This window comes from Asticcacaulis sp. AC460, assembly GCF_000495795.1.
Lineage (GTDB): Bacteria > Pseudomonadota > Alphaproteobacteria > Caulobacterales > Caulobacteraceae > Asticcacaulis.
The window spans coordinates 1-4,597 of the sequence record NZ_AWGD01000053.1 but is presented as its reverse complement, the minus strand read 5'-3'; the positions used below and the strand labels follow the sequence as shown (position 1 = coordinate 4,597).

Here is a 4,597-nt window from a genome sequence, read left to right as displayed (position 1 = left end):
CGGCCAGGAAGGCAGCGGCCAGGGCTACGGCATCTACGCCCAGCGCTACAACTCGGCCGGCGTCGCCCAAGGTGGCGAAGTCCACGTCAACACGGCGACGGCGGGCAACCAGCGCTTCCCGACCACGGCCGCGCTTGAAAACGGCGGCTATGTCATCGCCTGGCAGGACAGCACCTCGACCGAGATCCAGTTCCAGCGCTACAATTCCAGCGGTGTGGCCCAGGGAACCAATACGGTGGCCAGCGCCAGTGCGCCGGGCAACCAGTCGGATCCGGCCATCGCAGGCTTAAGCACCGGCGGCTTCGTCGTCGTCTGGACCAGCAGCGACGATGGCGGTGGTTCCGGTATCTACGCCCAGCGCTTCACCGCCAGCGGCACGGCTGACGGCAGCACCATCCTGATCAACACCACCACCTCGGGTGAACAGGTCGCCGCTTCGGTCAGCACCCTGGTCAATGGCAGCTTCGTGGTCACCTGGACCTCGGCCGACGCCGCCAACAACGGCATCTTCCAGAAGATCGTCGAAGCCAACACTGTGCCCTATCTCGACGATGCCCAGGCCGAACTGTCGGCCGGCACCGAAGACACCCCCTATACTGTCTCGCGGGCCTCGCTGCTGCAAGGTGTCGAGGACGATGAGGGTCACACCATGACCATCACCGGCCTCACGGTCGACCACGGCACGGCGGTCGCCGACGGCAGCAACTGGATCATCACGCCCTCTGCCAACTACAACGGCCCTCTGGTCCTGAGCTACACCGTCTCCGATGGCCACGGCGGCACCCTGAACCTGACCCAGGACCTGACGATCAACGCCGTCAACGACGCGCCGTCGGTGGAAGACGGAGAGCTGGACACGACGGTGGACGAAGGTGCCTCCTCGATCACCTTCGACGCCCTGTCCAACGTCACCGACGTCGAACATGGCGCCCTGTCGGTCTCGGCCAGCGGCCTGCCCGCCGGCGTCACCCTGGTCGACTCGACCTTTACCTTCAACCCGGCCAATGCCGCCTATGATTACCTGGCCGATGGCGAGACGGAGGAGGTCGTCGTCAGCTACACGGTCAGCGACGGCACCAGCACGACCGGTGCCTCGTTCACCATCACCGTCACCGGCACCAATGACGCCCCGGTCTTCGAAGTCTGCGGCGACGATACCGGTTCGGTTACCGAAGACGCAGGCGTCCTCGTATCGCTGATCGGCACACCGGTCGAACCCGCCGAAACCCAGACGGCGACGGGCGATATCACCTTCACCGATGTCGACCTGAGCGACACCCACACGGTCGAAGTCGAATCGCATGAGATCATCACAAGCCTGGTCGGCAGCTACGTCCATGCCTATGTCGGCACTCTGACGGCCGAAGTTACCCAGGCCGTCAAGGGCGGCGGCGGTACCGTCAACTGGACCTTCTCCGTCGACAATGACGATATCCAGTTCCTGGCCGAAGGCCAGACCCTGACCCAGTCCTACGACGTCATCGTCTCTGATGGCTGGGGCGGTGAGGATACCGAAACCGTCGTCATCACCATTACCGGCAATAATGACGCCCCAACCCTGTCGGGCGAACAGGCCAGCCTGGACGACGGAGAGGAAGACCAGGACTACACAGTCAGCAAGGCAGACCTGCTGCAGGGCTTCAGCGACGTCGATACGTCCGACGACCTGGATATCGACAACCTGACAGCCAGCGACGGCGCCACGGTCACCGATAACCACGACGGCACCTACACCATCCACCATGTCGCCAACGATAACGGTCGCATCACGCTCAGCTACGATGTGATCGACGGAAATGGCGGTTCGGTCGAAGGTGGACTCAGTTATGATCTGGACGCCGTCAACGACGCCCCGGTCGGCAACGACAGCGTCTCGATCCAGGGCACCGAGGACACCGACCTGGTCATCGACATCGCCGACCTGATCTCGGACGTCGACAACAGCGACGGGCAACTGACCATCACCGCGGAAAGCGACGACGGTCAGGTGACGATCGACGGCACGGAAATCACCTTCATCCCGAACGGCGACTTCCAGGGCACCACCACCATCACCTATACGGTGGAGGATCCGGATGGTGAAACCGACACCGGTACGCTGTATGTCAATATCGCCAACACCAATGATGCGCCGGAAGCCGATGATTTCAACGGCGGCACGACCCCGGAAGAAACGCCGATTGTCATCGACGTCAACGGCCACTTCGAGGACATCGATCCCGGTGAAACCCTGACCGTCACGGCCGCCACCAGCGAACAGGGCACGGTCTCGATCAACGGCACCGAACTGACCTTCACCCCGGCGAGCAACTTCTACGGCAACGCCACCATCACCTATGCGATCAGTGACGGCGAGACCACGACCACCGCGGATATCACGGTCGCGGTCACCAACACCTACGACGCCCCGACCGTTGTTCCGGGTGCGGCGATCGACATGCTGGAAGACACCGTCAAGACCATCACGGCGGCAGAACTTCTGGCCGGCGTCGAAAACCCCGACGATGCCGAGATCACCATCTCCGACGTCTTCGCCTCCGAAGGCACCATCACCCTCAACCAGAACGGCACCTACCGTTACAATCCGCCGAACGACTATTACGGCCCGGTGACCATCAACTTCACGGTGTTCGACGGCACCACCGAGGTCCTGTCCGAGATCACGATCAATATCGAGAACGTCAACGACGCGCCCCACGCGCCGACCAGCCCGGGTTCGCTCGGCTCGGTGAACGAAGACGCCGTCTTCACCGGATCGGATGAGGCCCTGCTGACCGGCTGGACCGATATCGACTTCGAACGCGACGAAGAAAACACCCTGCCGGACCTGGTGGTGTCGGATATCTCGGTCAACCACGGTACGGTCGTCCGCGACGGCCATGGCGGTTTCACCATCACGCCGGACGAGGATTACAACGGCACCATCACCGTCACCTACAAGGTGTCGGACGGTGTCACCGAGGTCACCGCCACCCGCAGCCTGACCGTTACGCCGCAACCCGATGCTCCGGACCTGACCGGCGAACCGGCCGACCTGACTGGCGCCCTGGAAGACCATACCTTCAACATTACCACCGCCAGCCTGTTGCAGGGCATCACCGATCCGGACGGCGGCAGCCCCAGCTTCACCATCACCGCGATCGACGTCGATGAAGGCGCCATCAACCTGGTCAGCGGCAACTATGTCTATACTCCGGATGCCGACTTCAATGGCGATGTCACCATCACCTACACCGTCTCCGACGGCAGCCTGACGCGTGTCCTGACCAACACCTTCACCGTCGGCGCCGTCAATGACGCCCCGGGTGGCAGCTCGGCCTCGATCAGCGGCGTCCTCGAAGACACCGACACGTTCATCACGGTCTCCGACCTGCTGGCCGGCGTCACCGATGTCGACAACATCACCGCCCAGCTCGAAATCACCGACATCGACGCCACCAACGGCACGATCGTGTGGAACGAGGCCCAGGAGCACTACGTCTTCCGCGGCGACAGCAACTACAGCGGCACGGCGACCATCACCTACACCGTCTCCGACGGCGAGGACGACACCGAGTACACCAGCACCTTCTCCGTCGGGGCCGTCAATGACGCACCGACCGGTACGGCGGGGACCATCACCGGCGCCAGCGAAGACACGGTGACGAATATCAGCCGCGACACCCTGCTGTCGGGTATCAGCGATGTCGACAACCCGACCAAGTCGGGCTGGAACATCCACTGCCTGAGCGCCACCAACGGCACCTTTGCTTCGGATGGCAGCGGCGGCTTCACCTTCACGCCGACCGCCAACTATAACGGCAGCGCCTCGATCACCTACAAGGTATCGGACGGTTCGGGTGGCTCGACCATCTTCACCAGCACCTTCTCGGTCGCCGCGGTCAATGACAACCCGACGGCGCCGGAAGATCCCGTCGACCTGGGCACCGCAACGGAAGATCAGCCGATCATCATCGATGCGGAGGACCTGCTGGCCGGCTGGACCGATATCGACGGACCGACCACCTTCACGGTCCACAACCTGGATGCGGGCGACGGCTTCACGGTGGTCGACAACCACGACGGTACCTTCACGGTGACCACGCCGGACGACTACCGCGGTGAGATCGCCTTCACCTACGAAGTCCACGATGCCACCACCGGCGTCAGCTACGGCGAAGCCACCATCGAGGTCCAAAACGTCTATGACGCGCCGGAACTGGACGAACCCGCCGAGTTGAGCGATATCGATGAGGACACGTCCAAGGCGTTCACCACCGCTGACCTGCTGCAAGGCTGGAGCAGCGCCGACGGCGAAACCTTGAGCGTCCAGAACGTCGACATCTCCTTCTCGGGTGGCCTGACCGGCTTCACGATGGTCTCAGGTAGCGGTAACTACAGCCTGAGCCCGCTGGCCAACGAATGGGGTACCTTCACCATCAGCTATGACGTCTATGACGGCCATACGACGACCTCGACCAGCTTGAGCTTCGACGTCAATCCCGTCATCGATCTGGTCTGTGCGTCGACGTCTACCGTCCTGGCCACGGGTATCGACAACCTCAAGCTGACCGGCAGCGACGACATCGACGGTACCGGCAACAGCCTGAACAACGTC

At 62.8% G+C, this 4,597-nt stretch carries 1 protein-coding gene; it reads left to right on the top strand.

What is annotated here, in order from left to right:
* A partial coding sequence (locus ABAC460_RS0125380) for a beta strand repeat-containing protein (RefSeq protein WP_031237651.1) occupies nucleotides 1-4,597 on the top strand: 4,597 nt, incomplete at both ends.